Genomic DNA, 23,355 nt, shown 5'->3' with positions numbered 1-23,355 from the left:
TCAGCGCCAGATCAGCCGAATTGACGTAACGATAAGTGTTCCACCATCGCCAATACCTACCGGATCGAAGCGTAAACCACCGACCCGATCGAGCCGTTCTGCTAATCCTGTCAAATCAATCCGATACGTTGCCATTTCCGACCCACGATCAAGCGTAAAATGCACCGAGAGTTCTTCACTCGTCTGACCTGCCGGATCGAGTAAGAAGAGCTGGGCATCACGAGCCGTCGTCGTGGTGGCGATGCGAACCTCTAGTGCTGTCACTCGGTCAAGCGTGAACGACACCGGTGGGCTGAGCAAAGCTGGATCGATGGCCGGTGTCATCTGCCAACCGGTTGTAATTATCGTTTCAGTCGTAACTCCGGTTGCATGCCATCCCCAACGTCCATTACGAAAATCCCAGCCCTCACCGACAGCGAGCGCCGTTGCACTTGGGATCATCCGATAGGTAGGAAGATCATCGGCCAATCCCAACGGACGCAACATTGTCTCGAACGGCGTGTAACAAGCTGATACCGTTTCGGCAGCCAAACCGAACCGCTCGGCAGGGGTAGGCGGCTGGTCGGGTGGCGCCGGCAAGGGCAGTCGCGCGTCATCGGCAATGAACACTGCGTAGCCACTCATTAAGGCTGTGTCGATCCGTCGGCGAATAAGTTGGCAAGCAACAGACCAATTACCGCCGCCAGCAGTCATTGCTTGATTCAGACTGTAAACGGTATCACGCTGCCAGTAGTGCGGTAAATACAGTTCGAGCACTCCATCGGGAACAATCAGCAGATCGCCGGGATTACTGGCATCAACCAAAGATGCCGCAATTCTACGCTGGAGGTCGCGTGTCGGATCTCCACGCTCTTTAATTGCCGGCAGATTCAGGCTCAAGAGCACGACTGCGATCAGTAAACCGATCACCCCGGCTCCACCGGTGTGCAGCCGCTCAAGCGGATGATCAACGGACAATGCTGCACTCAACAGCACTGCCAGCGGTGGTAAACTAGCAATCCAAAACTCGATATTGTCCGGTTCCCACCAGAGAAAAAACAGGCCATACACCACTAACCAACTCACGACACCAACCAGTAACGGGAAGGGCAGCCGAGCAATTCCTCGCCAACCGGTTAGTAACACGGTGAGGGCAATCAACCCCACCCAACCGCCACCATTCATCGCCAGCGTTTCACGCCAGCCCTTAGCAAAGCCGGCCAGCTTAGACGCATCAATCGCCCCTCCCCAGAAACCGGTGCGGGCATAGCCTGTCAACCACAACCACACATCTTGCCAACGGCGCATCCCACTCACGCCAAAGGCGACCCAAAGGTACGCCCCACCAACTAGAAGTCCCAATGGGAGCAGATAAGCGATTGCAAAGCGCAAGCGGGTACGAAGATCGGAAACCGTTAATCCAATGGTTAACAGTACCGGTACGACCAACAAGACGTTAGTTTGATGAGCCAATACGGCAATCCCGTTGATCAGCCCCAACCAGCATGCCGTCTGCCAGCGCGGTGTCCGTACCAATTGGACCAACAAGATCAACGCAACGATCAGGGCCACAGTAGCAAGCGTATAGACCTCAACCTCGACAGCGTAGTACCAATAGGCATAGCTCGAGCCAACGCTTAGTGCTGCCACCAGCGCCGGTACCGTCGTACCAGTCACGACACGACAGAGGACGAACACTGCAACCACACCGACAACACCGACCAGCGCGTTGGTAGCTTGCAGCCACAATTCGGCGCTACCCTGCCATCCCAAACCAATGGCAACGGCTCGGATTGTAGCTCCTAACGGACCGTAGAGGAGATGATGAGGATGGAACAATTCCGGCCACGGCTTACGGTCAACATCGAGAATGTACGAAAGCGCATCATACGTATGGACACCGGTGAGGGTTGTCAGATACAACACAACAAAAGCGACGCCGAGCACCGGCGTCAGCCAAATCCAATCAACACGATGCTGTCTCATCTTCAAACAACGCTTATTATGTTGTCGGCTGAATAACGATCTGATCACCGAGCGCCGTCTGGGTTGTCGCGATCACACCAACCGGAAGTTCGAGCACATACCGTGCGTGGCGATGACCGGCGTAGAGGCGCCATGGTGGTAATGATGGATACAGTGCCACCACATTGCCATGACAGTCAACAAAGATCGCATCAATCGGGAACTGCATAAACAGCATATGAATACTGTTACAAGGCTCGATCAACAGACCGCCGCCTTCCGGTAATGAGGTGCGACCCAACAAACCGCGGCCACGAGAAAAAAAGGTACGCGCCACCTCGCAGTGCGACGCGAGGACAGCGCGCCGAGTCTGGTTTACAACTCGAACCTTCACACTCAATTACCCATGCCACTATTCATCACCCCCAATGCCGACATAATCCGAGGCACTGCGGGGCCGAGAATGACAACAAACAGCGCCGGGAAGATCAAGAAGACCATCGGAATCAACATCTTAACCGGTGCCTTTTGGGCAGCCTCTTCAGCGCGTTGGCGGCGGCGAGTACGCAATTGATCGGACTGAATGCGCAAGATCTTTGACATCGAGACACCCAACTGATCGGCCTGGATCACTGCTGAAACGAACGTCTGCACATCTTCGACACCGGTACGGACTGCCATATCGCGTAATGCCTCACGGCGAGTACGGCCAAGCCGGATATCTTGCAGCACACGCTGAAACTCGTGCGACAATTCGTTGTCCCACTTTTGGGCCACACGTTGCAGTGCTAAATCGAACGCGAGACCTGCTTCAACACTAATACAGAGCAGATCAAGCGCATCAGGGAGCGCTTTAAGAATATTCTTCTTGCGCTCTTTAATCTTACGATCAAGCCAGATACCAGGCAGAATATAGCCGATCATAAATACAATTGCCACACCGGCCAGAGCCTGGATAAACGGCAAGCGACCTATCACCAGGAGACTGATGACAAACGCCAACGTAATAGCCAGCGCCATTCGTAACCCAATGAACATATTGGGTGAAATATTACCGGGATTACCGGCCATTTGCAGATTCGCCCGCAAGCGCTCCTGATTTTGCTTGAGTCCAAAGCGACCTAAATAACTCAACAACGCGCGAAACATTGGAACAAGCACACGCTCGCGGAACGGCTGCTGCAATTCCAACTCTTCGAGCGACAATGAAACATCGGTATATTGATCGAGACGCTCACTAATTGCACGCGACTGATTCATCTGCCTAACGGCGATGATAATCAGTGCAGCTCCTATCACTAAAACACCGGTGAGAACTAAGATATCCATCATCGCTGCACCTCACACTTCGATATCGATAATCTTCTGAATAGCAAAATAGCCTAATGCGATCATAAACAGCGACGTTACCGGCATGCAACACCACGCTTGGGGTGGCAGCCCAAATGTAAAAAGAGGAGCCATATATTCAGGATTAACAACAGTAATAAACGCAGCTAGACCGATTGGAAGACCAGTAATAATCCACGATGAAATACGACCTTGGGCAGTCAGCGTTGAAATTTCACCTTTGATTCGCACGCGCTCACGAATGGTATGACCGATGGTATCGAGTACTTGTGCCAGATTACCACCCACTTCCATTTGGATACTAACCGCAGTAACGAGGAGATCAAGATCATCAGACGGCACCCGTCGGAGCAAATTCTGCAAAGCTTCCTCGGTTGAACGACCAAGTCCAACTTCTTGCACAACCCGACGAAACTCGGTGGAAGCGGGGTCCGGTGCTTCGCGGGCAACCATATCGAGCGTTTGCAAAAAGCTATAGCCGCCACGCAAGGCGTTAGCCATCATCGTTATCACATCACCCAACTGATTATTGAATGCTTTCACGCGCTGTGCAGCACGCACTTTCACGTATATATCAGGGAGAAATGCGAAAATGATAGCACACAACAGACCTAAAGCGAGCGCAGCATAAGGACTCGCCCGTCCCAAAAATGCTCCGAACACCCCACCCAGGAGGGCAGCGCCAAGTTTCAAGCCGAAGAACTCGGCCACTGTTAACTTCAGAGCAGCACGGGACAACTCATTCTTGATTGAACTCCCCTGCTTACTCCTGGCGACCACTGCGTCGATCCGTTCGATTGCCTGTCGCGCAATTGGTTCATTCGAGCGCTCTTGCACCTTACCGCCGGCAAACGTCTCAAGGCGCTGTGACACATCGACGGTAGCCGATGGGCGCATCAGCATCACCACTGCTCCGACCAGTACAAGGAGCAACAAGCCCAACACAGTGAGTGCAACCGGCATCATTTCGGGTGAGAGCAAAGCATCCATACTGATCAACGCCTCCTTCTAGCGCCGGTAAGCAGTGAGCAGATCAGAAGCTAAATCGTTCTGACGACCCAAAGATAGTTGGCGGCAAGAAGATATTAAGCGCTTCAAACTTTTCGAGGAAGCGCGGCCGAACACCGGTTGGTCGCAGATGACCAACAATCTTGCCTTTCTCATCAATACCCGTCTGCTCAAAGACGAAAATATCTTGGAGAACAACCACATCACCTTCCATACCGGCGACTTCGGTAATCTGGGTCACTTTACGTGAACCATCTTTCAGGCGCGATTGTTGGACGAACACATGAATGGCCGACGCGATCTGCTCGCGAATAGCACGTGCGGGGAGATCCATACCGGCCATCAAGCACATGGTCTCGATACGACTCACTGCATCACGTGGTGTGTTCGCGTGAATCGTCGTCATCGAGCCATCGTGACCGGTGTTCATCGCCTGCAACATGTCGAGGGTCTCACCGCCGCGACACTCACCGACAATAATCCGCTCGGGGCGCATCCGCAGACAGTTGATGACTAGATCACGGATCGTGACTTCGCCCTTACCTTCCACGTTTGGCGGACGCGATTCGAGGGTCACCACGTGTTCTTGGCGAAGTTGCAATTCCGCCGCATTTTCGACGGTAATAATCCGCTCATCTTCTGGAATGAATGACGACAGGACGTTCAGCAGTGTGGTCTTACCGGAACCGGTACCGCCGGCAACCACAATATTGAGGCGCGCTTTCACACAAGCGGCAAGAAAATCAGCCATATCTTGCGACATCGAGCCAAAGCGCACCAAATCTTGTACGGTGAGTTTGTCTTTGCGGAACTTGCGGATAGTAATTGTCGGTCCATTCAGCGCCAACGGACGGATTACCACATTCACCCGCGAACCGTCTTTGAGGCGGGCATCAACCATCGGCGATGATTCATCAACCCGGCGGCCCAACGGAGCCACAATGCGGTCGATAATCCGCATCACATGATCATCATCGGCAAACGTCACATCGGTCTTGATCAACTTACCCTTCTTTTCAATATAGACCTGCTTGGGGCCGTTGACCATAATCTCACTAATCTCTTCGTCAGCCAGCAACGGCTCGAGCGGTCCCAAACCGATAATATCGGCGGTAATGCTCTCGAAGAGGCGTTGGCGCTCAGCCCGCGAGAGCACAATACTTTCGCTATCGAGAATCGAGTTAAAGATTTCTTCAACCTGCTTACGCACTTTCGCCTGATTATTCAAATCAACTTGCGAGTTTAGCTCGTTGATGAGACGATCCTGCACACGAGCACGTAACTCCCGGAAGGTGTCTTCCGTATTCGGCACACCAACCGGCGCTATACGTCCGGTTTCAGGGCGCACCGGCGACCGCGACACCGTCGGTTCTACCGACGGAGGAGTTGCACCACCAATTCGTTTCAATAACGACATCGCGATCACCTCCTGACAAGCGCAAGTAACTGTACGAAGCTAAGATTTCATTAACGTCGTGGTAACCACTGACCGAACAGCTTCGGCTTCGGACTACTCGCAGCAACCGCCTCTTTGTCGGTCTTTACCACCAACTCGCGGGCCAAATTCATAATATCTTTTGCCACCTGATGATTAGGCTTTGCCATAACAATCGGTGTACCCTGATTGATCGCCAGTGTCATCTCGTGAGGAGCATCACCGATTTGCAGAGCGAGTTTCCGCTGGAGATGCTTTTCTACTTCTTCAGCGCGGATACCGGTGCGATTCGTAGCTTTATTGAGCACCAGCATGACCTTATCGTTCGGGTAGCCAAGCAGATCGGCAACTTCGAGAAACAGCTTGACATTGCGGATGCAATGCATCTCAAGGGTCATAAGGGTAATCACACGCTGAGCCAAATCAAGCGCGGCAAGTGAGCGATCTTGGAATGAAGCCGGCGTATCAACCACGACATAGTCGTACTCCTGCCGTAACATTTCAAGAATCGCCCGAATATGATCGGCTGTGACCAGTTCACCACGTTGCGGATCAGGGGGGGCCAAGAGCACCTTCACCTGGGTTGGGTGAGTCGCCATTACATCGTTGAGTAAATCGCGATCGAGGTTCTCAATCCGCGACGCAACGTCGATAATCGTTTTATCGGCGCGGAGATTGAGCAGCACGCTCAGATCACCGAAGATAACATTACCATCGACCAGTGCAACCTTTTTATTGGTTTGCTGACGGATAGCCACGGCCAGATTGGCAGCGATTGAGGAAACGCCAACCCCACCCTTAGGACTAAAGACGGCAAAGATCTGACCATCGGCCGATGGTTGAGCAGCACCAACCGCGCCGGCTACTGCCCCGCCGGCCACCGGCACAACCGGACGCATTGCTGCCAAGCGGGCAACATGACGGATCGAGCGATAGAGATCATCGGCACTGATCGGCTTAATCAGGAACTCGCGAGCGCCAGCCAACATCGCCCGTCGGATATAATCGGTCTCGCCCTGCACGCTCATGATAATAACTTGGATACCCGGATCTTGGGTAAGAATCGCTTCGGTGGCTGCGATCCCATCCATATCGGGCATATTGATATCCATCAAGATAACTTGTGGGCGATATTGACGGGCAAAAGCTATCGCTTCGCGTCCGTTGCTCGCCTTGGCGACAACCTCAATATCTTTTTCAAAGAAGAGCAACTTTTCGAGCTGATCGCGTGTATCAACAATATCATCGACGATCATGACTCGAATCTTTTCACCCTCACTCATGCGGTGGCTCCTCGGATGATGATATGTCTGCTTGGCAACGGACGCAAGTACCGAACATTGCTACCTTATCTAATTGTACCCTATAGCCAGCACTTCTGGAATAGTTCATGGCCGCGGAGTTGGCGTTGGTTCAGGAACGAAAACCTCAGCTTCACCATACACCCGTGGTGGCAACGGGCGTGGCAATGGCAACCCAAACTCACGCACCAGTAAATCAATGGTCACACCGGTCGTCTGCTCAATTGCCACATCGTCACTGCTGCGCAATGCCAACACAATCCGTGCATTTGATTGCAACGCAAACTCCAGCAGCTCGATCTGCTGATCGTTCAGCGCCAACACAACGATCCAAATCCCTTCCGTCAAGGTACTCGGCGGTGTTGCATTTTCTAGCTGCGGCCCGGTAATCGGTTGACCAGAAGCATCAACTTGCGGCAAGCTTGATGACGATTGCAAATTGGAGGCACCGGCGGCACCTTGCCCCTGCGCCGCTTCACCCTCTTGTACCGGTGCTGCCGGCCGCACGATCTGTAACACTTGGGCACGCTGAATAATGGTCTTGGTAGTCAATAAGTTCTGGGTCTCACCGTATTGATACTCACGGACGGGTTGATCAACATCATTCGCGGTAATAACTTGGGCAGATACAGGCCGAATAATCTGGCGCTCGACCGAGAAGGTCGCCACTACATCAACAAAGTCATTTATTGCAATCTGATCAGCAACCCCGGAGAGACTGTTGACCACAAGCGGGTAGGCTTTCACACGCGGCTGATTGGGTGCAGCCGTGGGTAGACGCTGAGCAAGGCCGGCGTCACGTATATTGTTGCGCGTAATGGGTTGACCGGCGACCACCGGATTGATCAGCAGCTTGCCGAGCACATCACTGATGTTGCTAAACTCGTTTTGCTCATCGAATTCGGTAATCGGTACCTCAACGACTTCGAGCAGGGTCGGATCATTCAGCAAGGTATTTGCTTCAATGTCGACAGCCGCTTGTACGACTTTCACCAATGGGATTACTGTTGGCGGTGGAGGTACATTCGGCTCAGTTCCGGCATTAGGTCGTGTCGCACCACCACGTAGCAACAAGAAAGCCGCAAATCCACCGATGATGATGATGAGTCCGATGAGTAGAAACAGTAACGCGCCACGCCGCATAGAAGGCAACCTTCCTGTTCAGAGCGAAGTCGGTCGACTCCGCGCATTACCTTGCCCATTATAGCATACACAGGCAAGAGGTGACAGAAATGTTGCTCTTTATCATGCGGCAATGAGTCATTACGCTCAATTCTATGGTTTATCTATGGTTTAAAAGTTACGACGAATAATCGTTTTCTCCATCGAGGAAGCGTGCAATTGTGTGATAGCACGTAGCCGATTCTTCAACCATTGGTACATGACCACAATTGGGAAGTAAGACAACCTGCGCCTCAGGGACATATCGGTTGAAGGCCCGTACATTGATCGGCGGAAAAACCGGATCATGCTGACCACTAATCAACAACATTGGTGGTAAAGGACGGCGAACAGCACGCTTGAGCTGGGGATGGCCCATAATCGCCGCCGATTCAATCGCCACTAAGGGATCCATGGCTACCAAATCGGCAATTCCCTGTGCTAGCAGTGATCGGTCGAGTGGGCGATGGACCATCGGGCGAGCGAGCAATTCCGGTGTCGGTGGTAACGTCCACCATGCCTCGCGCCACTGCTGAGTGACGCTCCACCATGGACGCCACCATACCAACCACGGACGCCAATATGCAGCAGCTACTTGCCACTGGGCACCGGCCACCGTCACCAGACTATCTTCGTAGACATTGGCGCCAAAACCAAAGCTGACCAAGATTAGTCGTTCCACCCGCTCGCCAACCTGACCGGCAACTGCAAGCGCTACCGCTGCACCCAACGAATGCCCGGCAAGGGCAAAGCGATCGAGACCTAGCTCATCGGCGACTGCTACGATGGCTTTAACATACGAATCGAGTGTTACCGGTTCAAGCGGTGCCGGTGATGCTCCACATCCGGGCAGATCGATCGCAATGAGCCGTCGGTTGGGCAAAAATGCCGGCGCTGCTAGCCAGTACCGGCTTGAACCTCCCCACCCATGCACTAAGATCAGGGGTCGCCCTTGCCCAGATACACGAAACGCAATCGGCCCTACCGGACTTTCTATCTCCCAAATTGTCGGTGACGTTGACATGACCCACCTCCATATTATTCGCTGAATCCACTATAATCCCAAACAGTTACAGAGTGTTGTCTGCACAATGCTTGAAGTTGATAATTTTGCTAAGTCACAATTATGGCGCTGTACGCAACGGAGACAAGTATTAGAACCATTATCGAAGCATTGGCTGCGTTACCAGCACCGGTCAATACGGTGAATATGTACGCTTGGGAGGCCACCAGTAGCGAAGAAGAACGCGGTAATGCGACGAGACGGGCCAATTTGGCCCTTGCCTTAGCGTTAGCGCTAGAGCGAGGACCCGATCTCTTGTTAATCGGTGAAGCGCCGGGATACAAAGGGGCACGCCGTACCGGAGTCCCGTTTACCAGCGAACAGATTCTGCTCGACGGGATTGAGCCACTTGGTCAATTTGGCGTGGCACGCGGATTCCGGCTGGCTACCAATGATGGGCGAATCTCGCGTGAACAGACGGCAACCATCGTCTATCGTGAACTCGCAGCACTGAACCTGTTTGCAGTTGGTTGGAATGCGTTCCCGTTGCATCCACACCAACCCGGTAATCCACACAGCAATCGCACCCCGCGGCACGATGAGTTAGCGCTTGGGTTACCCTTCTTAGCTCAAGTTTGCGCGCTCTTTGCCGGTTGTCCGGTCGTGGCGATGGGCCGGATCGCAAGTCAAGCATTGACGAAACTCGGCATCGCGCATGATGCTGTTCGCCATCCCGCACAAGGTGGCGCCCGCCGGTTTACCGAGGGGTTGCGTAGTAGAGGAACACAAAGGCGCTGAAATACGCAAAGACGCCACGCAACGCTAAGGAGCAAAGTGACTTATCGCAACGACGCCAAGCGACGCAAAGACACCGTTTCTGATATAATGCAGACAGACAAAATGATTGACAGTAAAACGGTTTTGTATGCACCGAATATCTCTCTTCTTATTGACTGCAATCCTCTTGGCAGCGTGTGGGCTACCGACCGCTACAGTCCCTAGTCCCGTTGCGTCTCCTCCCACGACTGCCACCCCAACCAATACCCGTCCGCCGACACCAACCCGTGATCCGCGCTTGCCAACGCTACCACCCCGGATCACGCCCGGCCCGACGGCAACCCCGTTTCCGCTTGCAACCGGTTGGTGGAATAGTGCCGTCTGCTACGAGATCTTCGTGCGTTCGTTTTACGATAGTGACGGTGATGGGAATGGCGATCTTAACGGGATTATCGCCAAGCTCGATTATCTGAACGACGGCGATCCAACGACCACCACCGATCTTGGGATCAACTGCATTTGGCTGATGCCAGTTGCCGAAGCAGCCAGTTATCATGGCTACGATACGATTGATTACTACACGGTCGAACGAGACTACGGTACCAACGATGATTTTAAGCGATTGGTCGCCGAAGCCGATAAGCGTGGGATCAAGATTATTATCGACCTGGTGTTAAACCACACCAGTACGCAACACCCTTGGTTCCAAGCAGCGTTACGCGACCCCACCTCTCCCTATCGCGATTGGTATCTTTGGTCGGCAATCGATCCCGGCTATCGCGGCCCGTTCGGCAATAACGTCGTCTGGCACAAATCACCGTTCCGTGATGAGTACTACTATGGTGTTTTTTGGAGCGGGATGCCCGATCTCAACTATCGTAATCCTGAGGTCACTGCAGAAGCTTACAACATTGCCCGCTTCTGGGTGGAAGAGATGGGCGTGGCCGGCTTTCGACTCGATGCGATCAAGCATCTGATCGAATACTACACCCTGCAAGAAGATACTGCCGAGACATTTGAATGGCTGCGCAATTTCCGTCGTTTTCTTGAACGCGAGCTACCGGGAACATTCACCGTCGGTGAAGTATTTAACGGTAACCCGCGCACACTAGCGCCCTATTACCCTGACCAGCTCGACTACTATTTCGAGTTTGAGGTCGCCAAACAGATCGTCGGAGCGGCCAATACCGGGCTAAGCAAGCTCTTTATGCGAGCAGTTCAAGATGCCTATACCCAACTCCCCTACCAACGTTGGGCACCGTTTTTGACCAATCACGACCAAAATCGAGTGATGTCGATTCTGGGAGATGATATTGCCAAGGCCAAACTGGCAGCGCTCGCGTTGCTGACAATACCGGGATTACCCTTCATCTACTATGGTGAAGAGATCGGGATGGTTGGTGTCAAACCCGATGAGCGCATTCGCACACCGATGCAATGGACGAAAGAGGAGTTTGGCAGCTTCACCAGCGGCTTTCCGTGGCAACTGCCACAACCCGATTATCCGGTCAAGAATGTTATGCTGCAAGACGAAGATCCAGATTCATTACTCAACGCCTACCGGCAGTTGATACACTTGCACATCAACACACCGGCATTGGCGCACGGCGATTTGATACCGTTGCAAGCGAACGGTGATGATGTAGCGGCATATATTCGGCGCAGCGGCGATGATCTTGTTCTTGTGATCATTAATTTCGATGTCACATCAACCGAACCGTTCACGCTTACGGTGAGTGGAAGTGATCTACCGACAGGAACGTACCGGCTGAGACCATTGTACGGAACACCACCGACCACACCGGCACCGTTGACCATCAGTGATGGAGCAATTATTGACTATCAACCGTTTAGCGAGATTCCCGCTCAGACGGGATACATCTTGAAATTGGAGCGCTGATGTTACGGCGAGTCACTGCAACCCGTTACGTAGAACCGTTACGCGAAGGCGGTTCGTTGCCGGCGATTGTTGAAGCCGATGACGATGGCCTGTATGTGGTAAAGTTTCGTGGGGCGGGACAAGGGCCTAAAGTGCTGGTAGCCGAGTTGATCTGTGGTGAACTCGCCCGCGCTGTAGGGTTACCGGCACCCGAACTCGTCCTGATCGAGGTTGATCCAGCCCTTGGGCGTAATGAGCCTGACGGCGAGATACAAGATTTGGTAATGGCCAGCGCCGGTTTGAATCTAGCGGTAGATTTTTTGCCCGGCGCGTTAGCGTTTGAACCAACGACGACCCGCAAACTCGATCCCAAGCTGGCTTCGATGATCGTCTGGTTTGATGCGTTTATCACCAACGTCGATCGGACACCGCGCAACACGAATATGCTTTGGTGGCACCGGCAGCTCTTTTTAATCGATCATGGCGCAGCGCTCTATATGCATTATACGTGGCACGACTATCAACAACGCGCCCGCGCGCCGTTCAACCAGATCCGCGATCATGTGCTGTTGCCGGCGGCAAACGATTTGGCAGCGGCTGATACCGAGTTGACACATCGGATCACCCCGGAATTACTTAGGGAAATTGTAGAGCTTGTCCCGGACGAATGGCTCGTTGATCCAAGGTTCCCATCGCTCGAAGCCCATCGGGAAGCGTATATCGAGTATCTTCGTCTGCGGCTAGCAGCGCCGCGTGCATTCGTACAGGAGGCTATCGATGCCCGCGAGCGCCTTTGAGTACGCCCTCTTGCGGTTGGTCCCGCGGGTTGAGCGCGGTGAGCAGATCAATATCGGTGTCGTTTTGCTTTGTCGGCAACAGGGGTTTCTTGGTATTCAATTTCATCTCGATGAAGCACGGATTCATGCACTCTGGCCCGACCTCGATCTTGGCCCAATACGAGAGCAATTGACGGCTTTTGAGTTGATATGTGCCGGCGGTGCGGCAGCCGGCCCACTTGGCGAACTGCCGATTTATGAGCGCTTCCGCTGGCTGACGGCTACCCGTAGCACGATGATCCAACCATCGGCGGTACACTGCGGGTTATGCGAACACGCCCCAACAATGCTCACCCACATCTTTCGGCAGATGGTGCCGATGTCGGGCGGGGTCATTGCCGACCAACAAACGCCCGCAATGGGCTTATAGCTCAGTTCGTAGCCGTTCGACCATTGCTTGGAGGGCAAAGCGTGCTTTTCCCACATTAGCCATTTCGCTAAGGACACCGAGGACACCGTAGTAGCCGGGCATGATCTGGATTGCCAACATAAGCAAGACATCGGTTTCAATGACCAGATCACGGACGAAACCGGCCCCAATGCGTGCAGCAGCGGCAGTAGCACGCGAGGCCAGTTCGGCGAGTTCGAGTTCGGCCAGTTCGATGTCAAGGTCGAGTTCGGCAGCAGCAGGATGGTACACCATTGCGACACCGAGACCATCAGTGCCGACAATCCCGGCAAATTGGGCGCCTTTGACACCGGTGATAGTTTCGTTGAGGATCGTGGTGACGTTCATAGATTACGTTGTCAAGGCATGGTCAAGCACTTACGCAGGGAAGAAGCCCCTTATCCCTGGACTTTCTCCTCGCCAATGGGGAGAAGGGGCTAAGTATAGCGATGAACGTACTGCTCACTTGTGGGGGATGATCCCCCTCATACCCGGCTACTCCTCACGACAGGGGAGAAGGAAAGAGTGACTATACGCAGAGGAAGGGGCAGAATTACCCTGCACCCAACCTCACGCACGATATTCTCACAATTCCCGTCTGCCCTCTAATGCTGAGCCGAGGGTTTCAGGATCGGCCCACTCTAAATCACCACCGGTTGGCAAACCACGGGCCGGGCGCGTTACTCGGACCCCAAGCGGTGCTAAATCGCGGAGCAACAGGAACGCCGTTGCTTCCCCTTCAGTATTGGGATTCGTAGCGAGGATGACTTCATTCACCGGTTCACTGCGCACACGAGCAATTAGTTCATCGATTTTCAGATCCTCGCGGTAGATACCTTCGAGGGGAGCGATATGACCGTGTAACACGTGGTAGAGACCACGATAGGCGCCAGTACGTTCAATAGCGAGTACATCGAGTGGCTCTTCAACCACGCAGATTTTGGTCTGATCGCGTGAGGGGTCGCGGCAGATTGGGCACAGCTCATCGACCGTAATATTGAAACAGCGTCGGCAATAACCCACCTGCGCTTTGACATCGAGGATTGCCTGGGCAAGCGCTTGGGCTTGCTTTGGTTCGGCGCGCAGCAGATAAAACGTAAGGCGAGAGGCTGTTTTCGGGCCAATACCGGGCAGCTTGGCAAACTCCTCGATCAAGCGGGCTACCGGAGCGGCGATCAGATGATGCTCTGGGTGAACGGTCATACTTTCCCCATAACGAACTTAGAAAAGACCTTTCAGACCGCCGGTCAGTGGTTGCATGCGCTCTTCGGCCAATTGCTGAGCCTTGCGCGACGCATCATTGATCGCGACCAGCAGAAGATCTTGCAACATATCAACATCGTTAGGATCGACCACTTCAGGCGAAATAGTGATCGACTGCACTTCACGATGGCCGTTCATTTTCACGACAATCGCGCCGCCACCAGCCGTCCCTTCGACAATAGTTGCGGCCAGTTCTTCCTGCACCTTCTGCATCTGGCGTTGCATTTGCTGAGCCATCTGCATAAGTTGGCGTTGATTCATCGAGGTTTCTCCTTTCACACACGGATAAAGAGGTTTAGGTTCGGGTTTGGAAGGTGACAGTTATCATGTCGCGTTGTCACAGGACTATCACCATCTGCGTTTTCGCTGAATAGCACCATATCACGATATACTTCTTTTACACAGGGTACCATATTGCCGATAGATTGTACAGCAATTATTCCGGTTCTTGCTCCAGTGGCTCAATACCGACAATATGGGCATCGAAAATATTGAGGGCAGCGCGCACTAATTCATCTTTGCGGGCTTCACGAATTTTACCGCGCAGATCGGTCGGCTCAGTCGACTTCTCTTCGATCGTACAGCGCACTGCATACGCTTTACCAAACCGACGACGCAGAACTTCTTCGATAATGGCGCGATTTTTCGGATCTTCTAGCCGCTCTTTATGGAAGGTCGAAGTGACGAGCAAAACGATGGTATTCCCCTCGACATCGTAGGGTCGCGCACTGTTGAGCAGAGCCTGTACGGTAGGACTACGCGGGCGCACATCGCGCTTGAAGTCTTCCCACGTTGCTTCGAGGCGTTCGAGGAGCGACAGATCGGCATCGGCAGCACGAGCCGCGGGATAATCAACCGGTGGGCGACTCTGCTGTACTGCCGCCCATACTGCCGGCGGCGGGGGCGGCGGATCGGCAGTGGGCGCCACTTCTGATTCGGTGGTGGTTGGCGGCGCGACCGGCGGTGTTGCGGGCAGTGGAGAGGAGGTTGGCGGCTCGGTGGACGGCGGAGGCGTTGCGCGGCTCGGTTTGACCGGCGCCGATGGTTGCGCGAGTGCGGGGGCGACCGCAAACGCCAGGCTCTGATCGGTGGTTGGGCGTGCCGACGAAGTGGTGGGCGAAGCAGGCACCGACGGACTCGGTTGGGGACGGACTGCGTGTGGATGCGGCGTGACCGATTGGACGACGGGGGCTGGAGCTACTAACGCCTCGACGACCGCCACTTCGAGCGGGAGATGACCATAGGGAGTGGTACGTAACTGATAATCGAGGCCGCTAAACAGTTTCACCCACTGCACCAATGCCGCCATTTCGGCCCGCTGTGCCCATTGCATCAACTGCGCCACCTCATCATCACCAAGATCGAGCAGCGTGCGGTCGCCGGTCGCTTTGAGCAACATCACGGCACGCAGCCGTTCTACCACATCGCGGGCGAACTGGCGCAGATCGGCGCCCTGATTCGCCACAGCATTCACCGCACGCAGCGCAGCGGTCAGATCGGCGGAAAGCAGGGCCTCAATCAGCGCATCAACCTCAGCAGCAGCGGTCATACCGAGCAAGCTTTGCACATGCTGAAGCGTGATCGGCCCTTCAACGAACGAGGCTAACTGTTCGAGAATACCGAGTGCATCGCGCATACTCCCGGTCGCAGCACGGGCAATCGCTTCCGGCGCCCCTTCGGCGAGCACAATACCCTCGGCAGCAGCAATCCGGCGCACGTGGGCTGCCATCGAGGTTACACTATGACGCACGAAGGTAAATCGTTGACATCGCGACAAAATTGTCGCCGGCACCTTATGCACTTCGGTCGTCGCGAGAATAAACAGGGCGTGATCGGGCGGCTCTTCCAATGTCTTGAGCAGGGCATTAAACGCTGCCGTCGAGAGCATGTGGGTCTCGTCAATAATATAGACCTTCATGCGAGCAACGCTGGGGCGAAACTGCACCCGCTCGATAATCTCACGTGCGTCCTCAACACTGGTATGCGAGGCAGCATCCATTTCAATCACATCAACGGCACGACCATCAGCGATAGCGGTACACATCTCGCAGGTACCGCACGGACGAGCCGCGGGATCGGGATGGAGACAGTTCACCGCCTTCGCCAACAACCGCGCCATTGTCGTCTTCCCAACACCGCGCGGACCGGTGAACAGATAGGCATGACCGACCCGGTCTTCGGCAATTGCATTGCGCAGTGTCTGCACCACATGCTCTTGCCCTACCAGCTCGGCAAAGGTCTGGGAACGCCATTTGCGGTAGAGTGATTGAACTGCCATCGTGCTTTCAGGTATTGTTCAAACAGCAAAGGGTATTATACCAGAGAGCAACGGGCGCTGTAGTTGGGGTTGGAGTGGGAACTTGTATCTCGCCGATCGATACAACAACTCAGGACAAGCCGACATGCTCGACGCACATGACTGACATGGGCAAGATGCGACACTTCTCTGCAAACCTCTTCAACGCATCATGTTGGTTTGGCGGCTGAATGAGGTGTAGCCAAATTCGTTAGCTCAAGGCGGCCAAAACACACCGTAGTGAGAGCGATAATGGTATAATCGAGGTATCAGTATCGCCAGACTGTGCCAGAGGATAGCTTATGCTCACTTACGAGCAACTTATCTCACTACTCATTGAGAGTCTTGAAGAACAAGACCTTCCAATTGCGCACACCCAGGAACTGCTCGACGTTCACAGTCTTGGACGTAACCTACGCATTACGTGTTTACCGCCCAATTTGGATACGAATGGGGTGTGGATGCAGCCGCCGCTCCGAGCGATGATCACGGTGAATTGGCCGGCTGAACTGACGGTCGCTTCACTGCACGGTCAACCGATTATCGACATCATTCATAAGATCGTCAATGAACAGATGCCATCAGTCCAGCCGCTGAGCACACTGTTGCTAGAAGTAACCTACTTTCTCCCGCTGAGCGACGAAGAACGGCAAGCAGCGGATATCGAACTCTTAGCAGCAAGAGTCTTTGATCTCTTTATCGATCAACCGAATGTCGAAGACAATCTTGAGATTAGTGGTGTACTGCGTGCTCAGGGTCGTCAGGCATCGATCCTCGCACACCTGACAGCGACTCGCCTCTTCCCGGTTGAGCAATTGAATGTCGATTCGGTAACCGAGACCATTGATACGCTGTGCAACGAACTTCGTGAGATGTTGCCACAGTTAGCCAATGTATTTCAAGCCGCTAAAATAGACAATGATCGCGGCTTTGATCCGCAATTCTATTTGCGACCACCCACAGCCTGATGCCGTTCTCGTTACCCGCCCTGCAAGCCTTGCTCGAACCCGGCGTTGGACCACGCTGGCAAGCGGTGCAACGCCTGCTCCATCCAGAAATGGTGGCGCTCGCCAATCGAGTTACCGAGCGCGCAGCAAAATTGTTGGCTCGCCAATGGCCACTGTACGAGCTGAGTTTTAAGACACGTCGCGCAATTGACCGTGGGCGCGGTCGGCGTGACCCGATTGAAGATTACTGGTTTGCATTTGACCGGCCACCGCGCGGCGCCGGGGTTATGCTGACGGTAAGTGGGGCAGAACGCACGGTTGCAGCCGGCCTGCAACTCTGGGGCACCCGCCGGCCACAATTAGCCCAACTCTGGCGCGATGCCCGTCCTTCGTGGGAGCCGCTCATTGACCGGATCGGCACCGAGGGACAGGCCCGCTTTACGAGTCGCCGGCCACCACTGCCGGGGATGCGCTGGATCGATCATTATTTGACACAACGCCAGGCACAGTATCTGTGGGCCGGATTTGTCTATCCGTGGGAGAATTTGCCATCGGCTGAACGGTTGATTGATGATCTTTGTGCGCTCTTGCCGCTCAATGAAGTGTTGATGGAACTAGCAGAGCTTGATCTGGTAGCAACCAATACGCTCCGCGAAACACCGGCAGTGTATGTAGCGGGAGCACCGCTGTTCGAGCAGATCGCAGCTACTATTCGGCGACGCGGGATGGTGATCGACGATCAAACGCTATACGCTTTTCACCTCGCCGTACAAGCCCGGCCGTTGGTCATTCTGGCCGGGCCCAGCGGTAGTGGTAAGACGTGGCTGACCCGCCTGTATGCCGACGCATTGATCGGGGTTGGAGAGGGTCAAGCGAATCCAATCTATCTGCTGGTAGCCGTACAACCTGACTGGCATAGCGCCCGTGATCTGCTAGGGTATTACAATTCGTTGACCGGGCTATACCAACCAACACCATTTTTGCGTCACCTGCTTGCAGCCGCAGGCGATCCCGGTCAAACGTACATTGTCTGTCTCGATGAGATGAATCTGGCCCGACCTGAATATTACCTTGCCCCAATCTTGTCGGCAATGGAAACGGCCGACGGACTGATCGATCTGGGTACTCCGCTCGCCGAAACACCACTCGCCGGCGGTGGCACCGTGCGTAATCCATTCCGTTTACCAATCAATGTACGGCTGATCGGCACGGTTAATGTTGATGAAAGCACCTTTGCGCTGAGCGACAAAGTGCTCGACAGGGCCAATCTGATCGAGTTAAAACAGGTCGATCTGCCAGCGTTACGCACGATGTATGGGCAGCGTATTGACGAACAGGTATGGCACCTACTCACCGAGTTCCAAATGCATCTGAGTGCAGCCGGCAAGCCGGCGGGATACCGAGCGCTCGGTGAGACGTTGCGCTTCATCGAGCAAGCAAGTGGAATGAGTGCATTGGAAGCGCTCGATATGCAGCTTATGCAACGATTACTGCCTCGTGTCCGTGGTGATGACACACCACGGTTCCGCCAAGCGCTGCGCAGCTTACTTACCCTCTGTAGTGGCCGCTTACCGCGCAGCGCCGAACGGCTCGAACAGATGTTGGCACGCCTTGACCGCGAAGGATACACCGACTTCTACGGCTATTAACTAGGCCACCCGTACTGCCGCCATACAGCGTACTGCCGCCGGCACTGTGCTTACATATTGCCACGTTCGCCCCCGGTCATCACTGCGCCAAATCTGACCGCTATCGGTCCCAGCCCATACCACATCGATATGGTAGCTGCTGGGGGCTAAGGCACTGAGAGCACCCTGCCACTCCGTAGTGACAGGGTGCCACGACTTGCCACCATCGTCACTGCGGAGGAGACGGGAACCCTCATCGACTGACGCGAGCAACACCTCTTGCTTCCCTGACAGAACGGCAAGCAGATTAACTCCGGCAAGTGGTACGTGATGCTCGCGCCACACCCCCATCCCTTGCACCGTTGCGACCGGCAACCGGTCACCGGCCAGAAAATTGAACAATGCTTGATCCTCACTATCAGCTTCACGCCACTGCTGCCCACCATCATCACTGCGCCAAAATGCTTGTTTCGTCGCGATCACCAGACTTCGCGAATCGGCAGCAACCAAGCCAAACACCGGCTCAGTAGGAAACGCCACATTGGGCAACAAGCGCCAACGTCCTAATCCACCCGGATCACTCAAAATATACAAACCACTATCAGTCCCAACATAGAGAACACCAGCCTTCGCCATGCCGCCTCCTCTGCAATGCCGTCAAACCGGCGCAAGCTGTGCAAATGCCTATGAATTGTAGCATAGCATCGAATACACCCGTATGCTATGATATACTGAAAACTCTGCACCTACATTCCCGTCCGATGTCTTCATTCCCATTTACGTCCTACCTCTTGGGACAGCACTATGTCATCCGTAACACCACACGAGGCGATCAGCAATCCGTTGATCAGTGCTTTACGATTGACGAGTTGGTATATCATTCTAGCCGGAGCATGGGTTGCGTTTTCTGATCGGTTGCTCACACTGATCGTGAGTGATACTGAACAACTGACAAGCTGGCAAACGGTAAAAGGCTGGCTCTTCGTCTTGGTCATGGCAGGCTGGCTCGGATACGAACGATGGCGGACGCTTAGCCAGCAACAACAGATCAATGAAGCACTCCGGGCGGCAAACAGCGAGCTACAAGAGCTGAACGACTCGCTCGAACGACGCATTGCCGAACGGACGGCTCCGCTGCAAGCGGCCAATGCTGAATTGAGTCACATCAATCAAGAGTTAGAAGAGTTTACTTCTGCTGTATCACACGATCTCAAAGCACCGCTGCGCACGATTGACGGTTACAGCCAAATCTTGTTACGCTTCCACATTCAGCGCCTCGATGCCGACGGACAGCAGTGCCTGCATAACATTCGCACTGCGGTTACACAGATGTATCAGCTCATTGACGATTTGCTGACCTACACCCACATTGAGCGCAAATCGCTTGAATATACCGAGATCGATCTCATCAATCTGCTCGAAGAGATTCTCGAAACCTACGCCGATCAAATTGCGGAACGCAATGTGATTATCGAGCGCGATCTGCGCTGCCTGACGATCCGCGCCGACATGATCGGGCTGCGCCTCGCATTGCGCAACCTGATCGATAACGCCCTGAAGTTTAGCGCGCACGTACCTCAACCACGACTGGCAATCGGCTCCGAAGTACAGGACCATAGAGTACGACTGTGGGTGAAAGATAACGGTATTGGGTTCGATATACGTGATTACGATCGCATATTTGCTATTTTTCAACGTTTACATCCACAAGAATCATATCCCGGCTCTGGGGTTGGCTTGGCAATCGTGCGTAAAGCTATCGAACGGATGGGCGGCTATGTGTGGGCCGAGAGTACACCCGGCGCCGGGGCAACCTTCTACTTGGAGATACCCCATGGCAGCACACCCATACCGCTTGCTGTTGATTGAAGATAATCTCTTCGATGCCGATCTCTTTCGGCGAGCGATGCAGAGCTACGAACCGGCAATCTCGATTACCCATCTTCATTCATATCACGCAGCCTATACTTATCTCAACAGTCTATCAGCGATTGCACCCGGGTATGATGCTGTCATTCTCGATCTCCATTTACGGGACGGTGATGGGCTTGATCTGTTGTCACATATTCGAGCCTGTAATTTACCGATGGCAGTGATTATTCTTACCGGAGGTGGCGGCGAGCAGATGGTCATCAGCGCCTTGAAAGCCGGTGCTGATGATTATGTCATTAAACGTGGTGATTACCTCGACCGGATCGGACCAATTATTGATCAAGCTTGTCGGCGTTTTCACTCACAACAAGCCCGCCGCAATCAGCCCATTACCGTCTCGTACATCGAGATTGACACCACCGATGGTGACAAAACGATCCGTTTTTTGCAACGTACTGCACCGCATATTCACTGTATCCCGGTCCGTGGTGGGATCAACTTCCTCAACCTAATCGACCACCGGGAATCGGTTGGTGATGTGATTGTCATCGATTGTGACAAACCCCGCCTGGCAATGCTCGATCTGGTGAAAGAACTGACTCAGTTTCGTCGGCTCACCCAACCGATCATTGTAATGGCCCAACCGAGCAACGCAGAGTTTCCGTTGCAAGCGTTACGGCTTGGCGTAAGTGACTACATTATCAAACACGAATCGTTTCTTAGCCAAGTGTCGATTACAATTGAACATGCGTATTATCGAGATCAACTTCATCAACAAAACAACCGGCTACGCTTACAGGCACAGGCACTTAACAGCGCGGCCAACGCTATTGTCATCACCAATCGCGATGGGATTATCGAGTGGGTAAATCCGGCCTTCACCACCCTGACCGGCTACACTGCCGCTGAAGCCATCGGCCAATCAACCCGTCTCCTTCGTTCAGGTAAGCACGATCAAACCTTTTATGCTGCCCTCTGGTCACACCTTCTCGGTGGTCAGCCATGGCGAGGCCGGTTGATCAATCGGCGTAAAGATGGCAGTCTCTACTACGAAGAGATGACGATCACGCCATTCACCGATGAAACCGGTGCGATCAATCGCTTCATTGCGATCAAGCAAGACATTACCGAGCAGGTGGCGCGTGAACAACGACGGACCATACTGGCAAATATCGGGGCGGCCATTCGTTCAGCACAATCGTGGGCCGAATTGACGCCGATCTTGCTCGAACAGGTGCAGGAGGTGTTTCAGGCGAGTAGTGTAGCCCTCTTGCGGACGGATAACGCACGATTTCTTGTAGATTGCACACGAGGATGGCTTGAGGTGCTTTCGCATCAACCAGAGATACTGGCGGTGCTAAGCGAGACGCTGATTGGCACCGGATGGGTGGATGTGACTGCGCTGCAGCATATCCACGACCATACGGTTATCGGCATCTCACTCAATACTGCTAACCGACAGGTAGGGGTTCTCTTACTGGCACGGGATACCCCGCTCAGCAAAGCGGAACACGAACTCCTCAATGACATCGCTGAACTTGCGGCCAATGTCCTGCATCGTACCGACCTATTCGAGCAACTGCGCACGGCCAATGCCGAACTACGAGCCGCCTACGACGCAACGATTGAGGGCTGGTCACGCGCACTCGATCTACGTGATCGGGAAACGGAAGGTCATTCCCGCCGTGTGACCGAGCTAACGGTTCGGATCGCAGCCCGGATGGGGTTTCGTGATGAAGAGCTGATTCATATCCGAAGGGGCGCCCTCCTGCATGACATCGGCAAAATGGGGATTCCCGATGCAATTCTCCTCAAAGCCGGCCCGCTCAACGATGAAGAGTGGGCGATTATGCGCACCCACCCTACGCTTGCGGTGGAATTACTCCGTCCGATAGAATTTCTCGCTCCGGCACTCGATATTCCATGGTGCCATCATGAAAAATGGGATGGCACCGGCTATCCACGCGGACTACGTGGCGAAGAGATTCCATTAGCAGCCCGTATTTTTGCTGTCGTAGACGTGTACGACGCACTGACCAGTGACCGCCCTTACCGAGCAGCCTGGTCACGCGAACGGGCATTGGCGTATATCCGTGAACAAGCCGGACGACACTTTGATCCGCAAGTAGTCGCAGTCTTCGAGCAGGTCATCGCCGAAATAGAGAGCAATGCTATAATGGAGTGAGCGTCTGTTCGTTATGATGGCGCAGGCTCAGCGTTCTTACCAAAGACTAACAATCCACTGTGCAACAGCGCAGGATATAAGG

At 53.9% G+C, this 23,355-nt stretch carries 21 protein-coding genes; 8 read left to right on the top strand and 13 right to left on the bottom strand.

Going from position 1 to position 23,355, the window contains the following annotated elements; all coding sequences use genetic code 11:
* The 8 genes from AC01ZF_RS04440 to AC01ZF_RS04405 all read right to left on the bottom strand — a co-directional run bounded on the left by AC01ZF_RS04440 (nt 1) and on the right by AC01ZF_RS04405 (nt 9,223).
* Nucleotides 1-1,965, bottom strand: a complete 1,965-nt coding sequence (locus AC01ZF_RS04440; RefSeq protein ID WP_424674453.1) for a glycosyltransferase family 39 protein — start codon at nt 1,963-1,965, stop codon at nt 1-3.
* A 16-nt stretch (nt 1,966-1,981) separates the two neighbouring features.
* The gene (locus AC01ZF_RS04435) at nt 1,982-2,338 is read right to left on the bottom strand and encodes a DUF192 domain-containing protein (protein ID WP_424674454.1); all 357 of its coding nucleotides are present in this window, start codon (nt 2,336-2,338) and stop codon (nt 1,982-1,984) included.
* Between the two features lie 2 nt (nt 2,339-2,340).
* Nucleotides 2,341-3,276, bottom strand: coding sequence for a type II secretion system F family protein (locus tag AC01ZF_RS04430; RefSeq protein WP_424674455.1), 936 nt, complete (start codon nt 3,274-3,276; stop codon nt 2,341-2,343).
* Between the two features lie 9 nt (nt 3,277-3,285).
* Nucleotides 3,286-4,284 (bottom strand): type II secretion system F family protein, encoded by a 999-nt coding sequence (locus AC01ZF_RS04425; protein WP_424674456.1) that lies wholly within the window; start codon nt 4,282-4,284, stop codon nt 3,286-3,288.
* A 43-nt stretch (nt 4,285-4,327) separates the two neighbouring features.
* A complete protein-coding gene (locus AC01ZF_RS04420) occupies nt 4,328-5,719 on the bottom strand; it encodes a TadA family conjugal transfer-associated ATPase (RefSeq protein ID WP_424674457.1) in 1,392 nt (463 codons plus the stop codon).
* Nucleotides 5,720-5,769: 50 nt separating this feature from the next.
* Nucleotides 5,770-7,020, bottom strand: coding sequence for a CpaE/TadZ family protein (locus tag AC01ZF_RS04415; RefSeq protein WP_424674458.1), 1,251 nt, complete (start codon nt 7,018-7,020; stop codon nt 5,770-5,772).
* Between the two features lie 105 nt (nt 7,021-7,125).
* Nucleotides 7,126-8,181 (bottom strand): SAF domain-containing protein, encoded by a 1,056-nt coding sequence (locus AC01ZF_RS04410; RefSeq protein WP_476575142.1) that lies wholly within the window; start codon nt 8,179-8,181, stop codon nt 7,126-7,128.
* 157 nt (nt 8,182-8,338) lie between these two features.
* A complete protein-coding gene (locus AC01ZF_RS04405; RefSeq protein ID WP_424674460.1) occupies nt 8,339-9,223 on the bottom strand; it encodes an alpha/beta fold hydrolase in 885 nt (294 codons plus the stop codon).
* Between the two features lie 102 nt (nt 9,224-9,325).
* Here AC01ZF_RS04405 and AC01ZF_RS04400 point away from each other — a divergent pair, with 102 nt between their 5' ends.
* The 4 genes from AC01ZF_RS04400 to AC01ZF_RS04385 all read left to right on the top strand — a co-directional run bounded on the left by AC01ZF_RS04400 (nt 9,326) and on the right by AC01ZF_RS04385 (nt 13,064).
* Nucleotides 9,326-10,000 (top strand): uracil-DNA glycosylase, encoded by a 675-nt coding sequence (locus AC01ZF_RS04400; RefSeq protein WP_424674461.1) that lies wholly within the window; start codon nt 9,326-9,328, stop codon nt 9,998-10,000.
* A gap of 127 nt (nt 10,001-10,127) precedes the next feature.
* Nucleotides 10,128-11,879 carry an alpha-amylase family glycosyl hydrolase gene (locus AC01ZF_RS04395; protein WP_476575141.1) on the top strand — a complete coding sequence of 584 codons (1,752 nt, stop codon included), beginning with the start codon at nt 10,128-10,130 and terminating at the stop codon, nt 11,877-11,879.
* Complete coding sequence (locus AC01ZF_RS04390; protein WP_424674463.1) at nt 11,879-12,655, top strand: HipA family kinase; 777 nt, start codon at nt 11,879-11,881, stop codon at nt 12,653-12,655. The genes AC01ZF_RS04395 and AC01ZF_RS04390 overlap by 1 nt, the downstream gene beginning before the upstream one ends.
* On the top strand, nt 12,636-13,064 hold the full coding sequence (locus AC01ZF_RS04385; protein ID WP_424674464.1) for a DUF3037 domain-containing protein: 429 nt from the start codon (nt 12,636-12,638) through the stop codon (nt 13,062-13,064). The genes AC01ZF_RS04390 and AC01ZF_RS04385 overlap by 20 nt, the downstream gene beginning before the upstream one ends.
* On the opposite strand, the gene AC01ZF_RS04380 is transcribed toward AC01ZF_RS04385, so the two are convergent.
* From AC01ZF_RS04380 to dnaX, 4 genes are all read right to left on the bottom strand, one after another.
* Complete coding sequence (locus AC01ZF_RS04380; RefSeq protein WP_424674465.1) at nt 13,059-13,430, bottom strand: hypothetical protein; 372 nt, start codon at nt 13,428-13,430, stop codon at nt 13,059-13,061. The two genes, AC01ZF_RS04385 and AC01ZF_RS04380, sit on opposite strands and share 6 nt — an antisense overlap.
* A gap of 237 nt (nt 13,431-13,667) precedes the next feature.
* Nucleotides 13,668-14,285, bottom strand: coding sequence for a recombination mediator RecR (gene recR / locus AC01ZF_RS04375; RefSeq protein WP_424674466.1), 618 nt, complete (start codon nt 14,283-14,285; stop codon nt 13,668-13,670).
* Between the two features lie 18 nt (nt 14,286-14,303).
* Nucleotides 14,304-14,606, bottom strand: coding sequence for a YbaB/EbfC family nucleoid-associated protein (locus AC01ZF_RS04370; protein ID WP_015941905.1), 303 nt, complete (start codon nt 14,604-14,606; stop codon nt 14,304-14,306).
* A gap of 175 nt (nt 14,607-14,781) precedes the next feature.
* Nucleotides 14,782-16,623, bottom strand: coding sequence for a DNA polymerase III subunit gamma/tau (gene dnaX / locus AC01ZF_RS04365; RefSeq protein ID WP_428111248.1), 1,842 nt, complete (start codon nt 16,621-16,623; stop codon nt 14,782-14,784).
* Nucleotides 16,624-16,943: 320 nt separating this feature from the next.
* On the opposite strand from dnaX, the gene AC01ZF_RS04360 reads away from it, so the two are divergent.
* Entirely contained in the window at nt 16,944-17,609 is a 666-nt protein-coding gene (locus tag AC01ZF_RS04360; RefSeq protein WP_424674468.1) for a hypothetical protein, read from the top strand.
* The gene (locus AC01ZF_RS04355) at nt 17,609-19,237 is read left to right on the top strand and encodes an McrB family protein (protein ID WP_428111250.1); all 1,629 of its coding nucleotides are present in this window, start codon (nt 17,609-17,611) and stop codon (nt 19,235-19,237) included. The genes AC01ZF_RS04360 and AC01ZF_RS04355 overlap by 1 nt, the downstream gene beginning before the upstream one ends.
* Here AC01ZF_RS04355 and AC01ZF_RS04350 read toward each other — a convergent pair whose 3' ends face one another.
* Entirely contained in the window at nt 19,238-19,852 is a 615-nt protein-coding gene (locus AC01ZF_RS04350) for a sialidase family protein (RefSeq protein WP_424674470.1), read from the bottom strand. It lies immediately after the preceding gene.
* Between the two features lie 168 nt (nt 19,853-20,020).
* On the opposite strand from AC01ZF_RS04350, the gene AC01ZF_RS04345 reads away from it, so the two are divergent.
* Both AC01ZF_RS04345 and AC01ZF_RS04340 read left to right on the top strand, forming a co-directional pair.
* Nucleotides 20,021-21,085, top strand: coding sequence for a sensor histidine kinase (locus AC01ZF_RS04345; RefSeq protein WP_424674471.1), 1,065 nt, complete (start codon nt 20,021-20,023; stop codon nt 21,083-21,085).
* A complete protein-coding gene (locus AC01ZF_RS04340) occupies nt 21,051-23,273 on the top strand; it encodes an HD domain-containing phosphohydrolase (protein ID WP_424674472.1) in 2,223 nt (740 codons plus the stop codon). The genes AC01ZF_RS04345 and AC01ZF_RS04340 overlap by 35 nt, the downstream gene beginning before the upstream one ends.
* Nucleotides 23,274-23,355: the final 82 nt, after the last annotated feature.

It is taken from the genome of Chloroflexus sp. (assembly GCF_056331925.1).
The sequence above is the reverse complement of the archived record's forward strand: the minus strand, read 5'-3'. Positions and strand labels throughout refer to the sequence as shown.

What these genes read in the sequence shown, in the direction of transcription:
- AC01ZF_RS04440 (WP_424674453.1), bottom strand. Translation starts at nt 1,965, where the DNA reads ATGAGACAGCATCGTGTTGATTGGATTTGGCTGACGCCGGTGCTCGGC.
- AC01ZF_RS04430 (WP_424674455.1), bottom strand. Translation starts at nt 3,276, where the DNA reads ATGATGGATATCTTAGTTCTCACCGGTGTTTTAGTGATAGGAGCTGCA.
- AC01ZF_RS04425 (WP_424674456.1), bottom strand. Translation starts at nt 4,284, where the DNA reads ATGGATGCTTTGCTCTCACCCGAAATGATGCCGGTTGCACTCACTGTG.
- AC01ZF_RS04420 (WP_424674457.1), bottom strand. Translation starts at nt 5,719, where the DNA reads ATGTCGTTATTGAAACGAATTGGTGGTGCAACTCCTCCGTCGGTAGAA.
- AC01ZF_RS04415 (WP_424674458.1), bottom strand. Translation starts at nt 7,020, where the DNA reads ATGAGTGAGGGTGAAAAGATTCGAGTCATGATCGTCGATGATATTGTT.
- AC01ZF_RS04410 (WP_476575142.1), bottom strand. Translation starts at nt 8,181, where the DNA reads ATGCGGCGTGGCGCGTTACTGTTTCTACTCATCGGACTCATCATCATC.
- AC01ZF_RS04405 (WP_424674460.1), bottom strand. Translation starts at nt 9,223, where the DNA reads ATGTCAACGTCACCGACAATTTGGGAGATAGAAAGTCCGGTAGGGCCG.
- AC01ZF_RS04400 (WP_424674461.1), top strand. Translation starts at nt 9,326, where the DNA reads ATGGCGCTGTACGCAACGGAGACAAGTATTAGAACCATTATCGAAGCA.
- AC01ZF_RS04395 (WP_476575141.1), top strand. Translation starts at nt 10,128, where the DNA reads ATGCACCGAATATCTCTCTTCTTATTGACTGCAATCCTCTTGGCAGCG.
- AC01ZF_RS04390 (WP_424674463.1), top strand. Translation starts at nt 11,879, where the DNA reads ATGTTACGGCGAGTCACTGCAACCCGTTACGTAGAACCGTTACGCGAA.
- AC01ZF_RS04385 (WP_424674464.1), top strand. Translation starts at nt 12,636, where the DNA reads ATGCCCGCGAGCGCCTTTGAGTACGCCCTCTTGCGGTTGGTCCCGCGG.
- AC01ZF_RS04380 (WP_424674465.1), bottom strand. Translation starts at nt 13,430, where the DNA reads ATGAACGTCACCACGATCCTCAACGAAACTATCACCGGTGTCAAAGGC.
- recR (WP_424674466.1), bottom strand. Translation starts at nt 14,285, where the DNA reads ATGACCGTTCACCCAGAGCATCATCTGATCGCCGCTCCGGTAGCCCGC.
- AC01ZF_RS04370 (WP_015941905.1), bottom strand. Translation starts at nt 14,606, where the DNA reads ATGAATCAACGCCAACTTATGCAGATGGCTCAGCAAATGCAACGCCAG.
- dnaX (WP_428111248.1), bottom strand. Translation starts at nt 16,623, where the DNA reads ATGGCAGTTCAATCACTCTACCGCAAATGGCGTTCCCAGACCTTTGCC.
- AC01ZF_RS04360 (WP_424674468.1), top strand. Translation starts at nt 16,944, where the DNA reads ATGCTCACTTACGAGCAACTTATCTCACTACTCATTGAGAGTCTTGAA.
- AC01ZF_RS04355 (WP_428111250.1), top strand. Translation starts at nt 17,609, where the DNA reads ATGCCGTTCTCGTTACCCGCCCTGCAAGCCTTGCTCGAACCCGGCGTT.
- AC01ZF_RS04350 (WP_424674470.1), bottom strand. Translation starts at nt 19,852, where the DNA reads ATGGCGAAGGCTGGTGTTCTCTATGTTGGGACTGATAGTGGTTTGTAT.
- AC01ZF_RS04345 (WP_424674471.1), top strand. Translation starts at nt 20,021, where the DNA reads ATGTCATCCGTAACACCACACGAGGCGATCAGCAATCCGTTGATCAGT.
- AC01ZF_RS04340 (WP_424674472.1), top strand. Translation starts at nt 21,051, where the DNA reads ATGGCAGCACACCCATACCGCTTGCTGTTGATTGAAGATAATCTCTTC.